This is a genomic window from Faecalibacter macacae (genome assembly GCF_003687725.1).
GTDB lineage: Bacteria > Bacteroidota > Bacteroidia > Flavobacteriales > Weeksellaceae > Empedobacter > Empedobacter macacae.
Genome location: NZ_RDOJ01000011.1, coordinates 96,510 through 103,092 on the forward strand (window position 1 = coordinate 96,510; position 6,583 = coordinate 103,092).

At 30.5% G+C, this 6,583-nt stretch carries 6 protein-coding genes; 3 read left to right on the forward strand and 3 right to left on the reverse strand.

What is annotated here, in order from left to right; genetic code table 11:
- Nucleotides 1–18: 18 nt before the first annotated feature.
- The 3 genes from EAH69_RS09180 to recG all read right to left on the reverse strand — a co-directional run bounded on the left by EAH69_RS09180 (nucleotide 19) and on the right by recG (nucleotide 4,267).
- A complete protein-coding gene (locus EAH69_RS09180; RefSeq protein ID WP_121934900.1) occupies nucleotides 19–1,542 on the reverse strand; it encodes a catalase in 1,524 nt (507 codons plus the stop codon).
- A 283-nt stretch (nucleotides 1,543–1,825) separates the two neighbouring features.
- The gene (locus EAH69_RS13945; protein ID WP_230466762.1) at nucleotides 1,826–1,984 is read right to left on the reverse strand and encodes a hypothetical protein; all 159 of its coding nucleotides are present in this window, start codon (nucleotides 1,982–1,984) and stop codon (nucleotides 1,826–1,828) included.
- Between the two features lie 177 nt (nucleotides 1,985–2,161).
- Complete coding sequence (gene recG / locus EAH69_RS09185; RefSeq protein WP_121934901.1) at nucleotides 2,162–4,267, reverse strand: ATP-dependent DNA helicase RecG; 2,106 nt, start codon at nucleotides 4,265–4,267, stop codon at nucleotides 2,162–2,164.
- A gap of 111 nt (nucleotides 4,268–4,378) precedes the next feature.
- Here recG and EAH69_RS09190 point away from each other — a divergent pair, with 111 nt between their 5' ends.
- The 3 genes from EAH69_RS09190 to EAH69_RS09200 all read left to right on the forward strand — a co-directional run bounded on the left by EAH69_RS09190 (nucleotide 4,379) and on the right by EAH69_RS09200 (nucleotide 6,499).
- The gene (locus EAH69_RS09190; protein WP_121934902.1) at nucleotides 4,379–4,975 is read left to right on the forward strand and encodes a thioredoxin family protein; all 597 of its coding nucleotides are present in this window, start codon (nucleotides 4,379–4,381) and stop codon (nucleotides 4,973–4,975) included.
- 189 nt (nucleotides 4,976–5,164) lie between these two features.
- Entirely contained in the window at nucleotides 5,165–5,869 is a 705-nt protein-coding gene (locus EAH69_RS09195) for a LuxR C-terminal-related transcriptional regulator (protein WP_121934903.1), read from the forward strand.
- A 66-nt stretch (nucleotides 5,870–5,935) separates the two neighbouring features.
- Nucleotides 5,936–6,499, forward strand: a complete 564-nt coding sequence (locus tag EAH69_RS09200) for a TlpA family protein disulfide reductase (protein WP_121934904.1) — start codon at nucleotides 5,936–5,938, stop codon at nucleotides 6,497–6,499.
- Nucleotides 6,500–6,583: the final 84 nt, after the last annotated feature.

Sequence of the window (6,583 nt, forward strand, 5' to 3'; positions counted from 1 at the left end):
TATATAATATTTTAAATATTATTTTGGTAAGTATTGCTTAACATCGTTCATAGAAGTATTTGTAGCCTTCATTAAACGTGTTCCGTACTCTGTATTTGCTTGGTAGAAGTGAGCAATCATTTTGTGAACGATTACTTTATTCTTAACTGCATTTAAAGCTCCAGATAAATTTTTAATTAAATTTTCTTGATCTTTCTTAGAGAATGATTTGTATAAATCACCAGCTTGAGCAAAGTTATTTTCTTTGTCAATTTTTCCTTGAACTGTAGTAGTTCCAGCTGGGAAAACTGATTTAGAATATTTGAATTTTGCGTTATCTACAACTGCAGGTACATTTGTAGATGGTTGGTAATTAACATCTCCTTTTTGCTCACGGATAGACATGTAACCATCTTGGTTGTAAGTCTTAACGTTATTTTTAGCAGCGTTCACAGGAATTTGTTGGAAGTTACCTGTTAAACGGTGACGTTGTGTATCAAAGTAAGAAAATAAACGACCTTGTAATAATTTATCTTCAGATGGCTCAATACCAGGAACTAATGTACCAGGAGAGAAAGCAGCCTGCTCTACTTGTTGGAAGTAGTTAGATGGATTCTCGTTTAAAGTCATTGTACCAACTTTAACCATTTTAGCGACAGATTCTGGCCAAACTTTAGTAACATCAACTGGGTTGAAGTCTAATTTGTCAAAATCTTCTCTTTTTAACATCTGAACGTATAAATCCCATTTTGGGAAGTTACCTTTCTCGATTTCGTTGTATAAATCTAATGTTGCGTGCTCAATATTAGTTGCTTGAATTTTAGAAGCCTCTTCAGCTGTTAAATTTCTTTCACCTTGAGCTGGTTTGAAGTGGTATTTTACATAAGTAACTTCTCCTTTAGCATTAACCCATTTGTATGCATGTACACCATTACCTACCATTTCACGGTAGTTAGCTGGAGTTCCGTAATCTGAGAATAACCAAGTTAACATGTGAGTTGATTCTGGAATGTTTGAGAAGAAATCAAAAACACGATTAGGATCAGAAGCACCATTTGTTAATGGAGATGGTTTGAATGCGTGAACCATATCTGGGAATTTGATAGCGTCACGGATGAAGAAAACTGGTAAGTTGTTACCAACTAAATCGTAGTTTCCTTGCTCAGTATAGAATTTTACTGCAAATCCACGAGGGTCACGGTAAGTTTCAGGAGAACCTGCTTGGTGTGTTACTGTTGAAAAACGTAAGAATAATGGAGTTTTTTTACCTGCTGTAGATAAGAAATCTGCCATTGTAACATCAGAAAAGTCTGCAGAAGCTACAAATTCTCCGAAAGCTCCAGCTCCACGAGCGTGTACAACACGTTCTGGAATACGCTCACGGTCAAACGCAGCTAATTTTTCAATTAAATGGATGTCTTCTAATAAAACTTGTCCATTGTTTCCAATTGTTTTTGAATTTTGGTTGTCTCCTACTGGCGTCCCAGTATTTGTAGTTAATTGTTGTGCGAATCCTATCGTAGATAAGAAAGCTAACCCTAAAACTAAACTTCTTTTGATCATTTTATATTTGTTTTGTTCTATTACTAAATTTTTACAGGACAAAACTACAAAGTGATCAATTATAAATAAAATCTATAAAATCTATGCTTTATAATTAATTTTTATAATAATTGAATTTAAAGGGTTTAGTGAGATAAAATGTCAATATTGTATATATCGATTTATCAATAAATTTAATCTATACTGCATAAACAGTGAGAAACAAAGTAAATATACAAAAAAAAATAGCTTACAAACTTTGTTATGTAAGCTATTCTACTTTAGATTTTTCATACTATAATTATTAACGTGCTCTTTGAAATAAAAGATTAGGTTTTGAAGTTATAGAATGATTATTTGCTAATACCATCAAATTTTGGTGATGATTAAAAATCCATAAAGAATTTCCTTCAATATCTACACCTTGTAATGATTTTACATCAATTGTGTTGAAATACCTCATAATTAAAATTTTTAAAATTAAACTTTTGTTAAAATAATCAAATTGTGTTAAAATTCAATAACAAGCTAAAGTTATGTTTTACAATCTTGCTGTATTAAACGTTTGCTATATCTTAAATAATATATAACATTTATTATGCCAAAAAAATAACTATGTTTTATTTTTAACAAATTCTAATTAAGAAATTTGACTCCAACCTACTTTTTCTTTAAAATTATCTATAAAGAAATTACGCATATTTAAATGTTCAGGTAGCATTAAATTAGGATCATGTTTTAAAATATGTTCAACACAAGTTCTTGCTGCTTGTAATATCTTCTTATCTTTTGTAATGTCTGCGATTTTAAAATCTAACACACCACTTTGTTGAGTTCCCATCATATCGCCAGGACCACGAAGTTCTAAATCAATTTCTGCTAATTGAAAACCATCATTCGTTTCACACATTGCCTCTATCCTACGCTGACTTATTGGATTTAATTTACCTCCTACCATCAAAATACAATACGATTGTTCAGCACCACGACCAACACGACCACGTAATTGATGTAACTGAGAAAGTCCAAAACGTTCAGAATTTTCAATAATCATAACTGAAGCATTAGGTACATTAACACCAACTTCTATAACTGTAGTTGCAACTAATATCTGAGTTTCACCACGTTTAAAACGCTGCATCTCAAATTCTTTATCCTTAGCTTTCTGTTTCCCGTGTACAATTCCAACAGCATATTGTGGCAATGGAAAATGTCGTGTAACAGATTCAAATCCATCCATTAAATCTTTTAAATCTAATTTTTCAGATTCCTCAATTAGTGGATAAACAACATAAACCTGACGACCTTTCTCGATTTCTTTTTTCATAAAATCGAACAATTGTAAACGATGCGCATCCGTTTTTGAAAGTGTTTTGATAGGTTTACGCCCTTGTGGCAATTCATCAATTATAGAAACATCTAAATCACCATACATCGTCATCGATAATGTACGAGGAATTGGCGTTGCTGTCATCACCAAAATATGTGGAGGAAGTTTCGCTTTACGCCAAAATTTAGCTCTTTGTGCAACTCCAAATCTGTGTTGTTCATCAATAATTGATAAGCCTAAATTATGAAATTGAACGGTATCTTCTAATAAAGCATGCGTACCGATAATGATATGTAATTTTCCACTTAAAAGATTCTCTAATATTGGTTCTCGTTTCTTTTTTGTTACAGAGCCTGTTAAAAGAGCAACTTCAACATTCATTTCGCCCAACATTTCAACAATACTATTGTAATGTTGTTGAGCAAGAATCTCAGTCGGCGCAATCAAGGCCGCTTGGAAACCATTATCCAAAGCAATTAACATACTTAATAATGCCACCATAGTTTTTCCAGAACCAACATCACCTTGCAACAAACGATTCATTTGTGCAGGATGTTTTAAATCTAATCGAATCTCTTTTATTACTCGTTTTTGAGCTCCAGTTAATTCAAATGGTAAATGATGATTATAAAATGTATTAAAATAATCTCCGATAAGTTGAAATGGATTTGATTTATTCTTCGCTTTATTCTGAATTTTCTGCGAAAGCATACTCATGTTCAGAAAAAAGAATTCTTCAAATTTTAATCGATTTTCTGCTTGTTTTAAGTCATCTAAATTTGGAGGAAAATGAATTGTTTTATACGCTTGTTCCCTCGACATCAATTTGAAATGTTGAATTAAATTTTGAGGTATATTTTCTTCAATCTTAATATGTTCATCAAAAATTGCAGTAACCATTTTCTGAATAATTCGATTAGAAATCCCTTTCTTTTGAAGCTTTTCTGTACTCGAATATACAGGAAATAAACCTTGTGGAGCTTGTTTCGCATCTTCAATTGTTTCTATTTCTGGATGAACAATACTATAATTTCCATTAAATTCTTTCAGCTTACCGTAAACAACAATTTCCTTAAAAATATCATTTTGAAGTTTTTCACGTTGCCATTTCGTAATTTTGAACCAAGTTAACTCTAAAGTTCCTGTTCCATCCTGAAATTTTGCAACTGTACGTTTTACTTTCCCTTGATTGATATCTTGAATAGAAACAATTTGACCTTTCAATTGAATTTCTGCAGCAGTAGATCTAATTTCGCGAATCGAATAATACTTTGAACGATCTACATATCGAAACGGAAAATGATTCAATAAATCTTCGTATCTAAATATACCTAATTCAGCCTGAAGAGTTTTAGCTCTTTCAGGACCACAACCTTTTACATATTCTATTGTTTTTTTCAGTGGATTACGATACATTTCTACTGCTTTATGTTGCGAATTTAGTAATTTTTAGCGACAAGAAATGTCACGTTACATACAAATCAGAACCATAAATTTAAACTATATTTGCTAAAAATAAGAAGAACAATGACTTTATTAGATTATATAAAGAATGGATATAGTTTTGAAGATTATCTAGAGAATATTGAAGATCAATTAGAAGAACAAATTGAATTAGATGATCCAAAAGAATTAGTACCTTATTTCGCTATAAACTTAAAGCAAAGTAGAGAAATCAGAAAGAATTTTAGATACAATCCAGGAATGGAAAAAAAGGCAAAATCTTATGATGCTGATTTAAAATTCTTAATTATTTCTGAAGGTTGGTGTGAAGATGCATCACAAATTGTACCGATTGTAGACCGATTAGCTGAAACAATAGGTGTTGAATGTAAATTTGTTTTCCGCGATGAGAACATTGAATTAATGGAAGAATATAACACCAATGGTTCTCATTCTATTCCAATTGTAATTGGTGTAACGCCTGAAGGTGAAGAAGCATTCCGTTTTGGTCCTCGTCCAGCACAAGCTATGATTTATACCAATCGTTTCAAAAAAGATCCAGATAAATACTCAAGGGAAGATTTTGAGGAAGATTTAGATCGTTTTTACTTGGAAAATCATGGTCAAGATATTATTTCGGAAATTTTAGAATTAATTGAAGATTATACAAATTCATTATAAAAAAAGAGAGGTTATTATAGCCTCTCTTTTTTTATTTCAATTACAAATACTTATAAACTTATAACTTGCTATAAACAATCTACTTTTAATTAAAAAAATAAAGTATAATTTATAAAAATATTATATGATTATCAAATATAATATCAAGATTTAATTACTTATTTTTATAATAAACACCTTACTACATTAATGAATAACTCTAATCCAAAAACTAAAGTCGAATGGGACTTTTGGTTTAAACATCCTAACAATATTGATGCTGAACCTGCAAAAAAACCAAAAATTAATCCTAGTTATTATTTTATTTTTAACTGTTTAACAAATGAAATTCTTTATACAAGTGATAGTTTTAAAGAAATATTAGGATACGGTAAAGAAGATTATACTTTCCTTGAAGTAATTGATTTTCTTCATCCTGAAGATTATAATTATGTAATGGAATGTGAAAGGAAAGCCATAGAATTTAACTTATCACTTTCTGAAAGAGAACAATTTAGGTTCGTAGTTACCTACACATATAGGACAAGAATTTTAACTGGTCAATATATTCGTGTAAAACAAAGTTATCATGCCTTAGAAGTTAATGAAAACGGAAATATGACACGTGCGTTGGTTTTCCATGAATTACTTAACATCAACGAAAAAAAACCTGCGGATGATTTTAAAATTTTTGACCGTCAAACCAATAAATACGTTCAAACAGATAACCGTTTCAATTTAACAAAAAGAGAAAGTGAAATTTATGATTTAGTTAAAGAAGGTTATACAAGTACTGAGATTTCTGATAAATTACATTTAAGTAAATATACAGTTGATACACATCGCAAAAATATCTTATCTAAAACAAATTCACGCAATTTTATGACCTTGGTAAAGGATGAAATCATTTTATAAAATTTGTGCAATTTCATTTTTGTTATCATCTTTGCTTTTAGAAAAAAGTTTTAAAGAATTTTATACATGAAATCAAATAAACAAATTCTTTTAGCTGTAGCAGTAATCATTGGTTTAATCGCTATTATGTTTACTCCTGTTGGAACAGCAATCAAGAATATGATGGAAGGAGATGATCATTTAGTTGCAGCAAGAGATGCAAATTTAAGTGAAAGTGATTATGATATTGACTTAGCTGGACATAACGGAGCTACAGATGCAAACTTATTAGATTTTAAAAAATCTGGTGAAGTAGTTTTTATAAATTTTTGGGGAAGCTGGTGTCCTCCATGTGTTGAGGAAATGCCAAGTATTCAAAAATTATATGAAGCAAAAGGACAAAAATTGAAATTTGTTTTAGTTACTATTCAAGACAAGCCGAAAACATTCAATGCTTTTTTACAGAAAAACAACTATACAATGCCGGTTTACGAACCAACAAGTCCAATTTCTTTAAATATGTTGCCACACGTTTTTCCTACAACTTACATCTTAAATAAAAAAGGTGAAATTGTATTAAAAGAAACGAAAACTCGTGATTGGAATGATGCAGAAATCAATCAATTATTAGATAAATTAATTGCTGAATAAAATTAAAAAGCCACTCAATTGTACACTGCCCCCAAAAAGTTAGACACTTTTGGGGGCATTTTTTATGGCAAGAAAAGTAAAATA

Coding starts and splice junctions, on each gene's coding strand:
- EAH69_RS09200 (WP_121934904.1), top strand. CDS start 5,936: ATGAAATCAAATAAACAAATTCTTTTAGCTGTAGCAGTAATCATTGGT.
- EAH69_RS09190 (WP_121934902.1), top strand. CDS start 4,379: ATGACTTTATTAGATTATATAAAGAATGGATATAGTTTTGAAGATTAT.
- EAH69_RS09180 (WP_121934900.1), bottom strand. CDS start 1,542: ATGATCAAAAGAAGTTTAGTTTTAGGGTTAGCTTTCTTATCTACGATA.
- recG (WP_121934901.1), bottom strand. CDS start 4,267: ATGTATCGTAATCCACTGAAAAAAACAATAGAATATGTAAAAGGTTGT.
- EAH69_RS09195 (WP_121934903.1), top strand. CDS start 5,165: ATGAATAACTCTAATCCAAAAACTAAAGTCGAATGGGACTTTTGGTTT.
- EAH69_RS13945 (WP_230466762.1), bottom strand. CDS start 1,984: ATGAGGTATTTCAACACAATTGATGTAAAATCATTACAAGGTGTAGAT.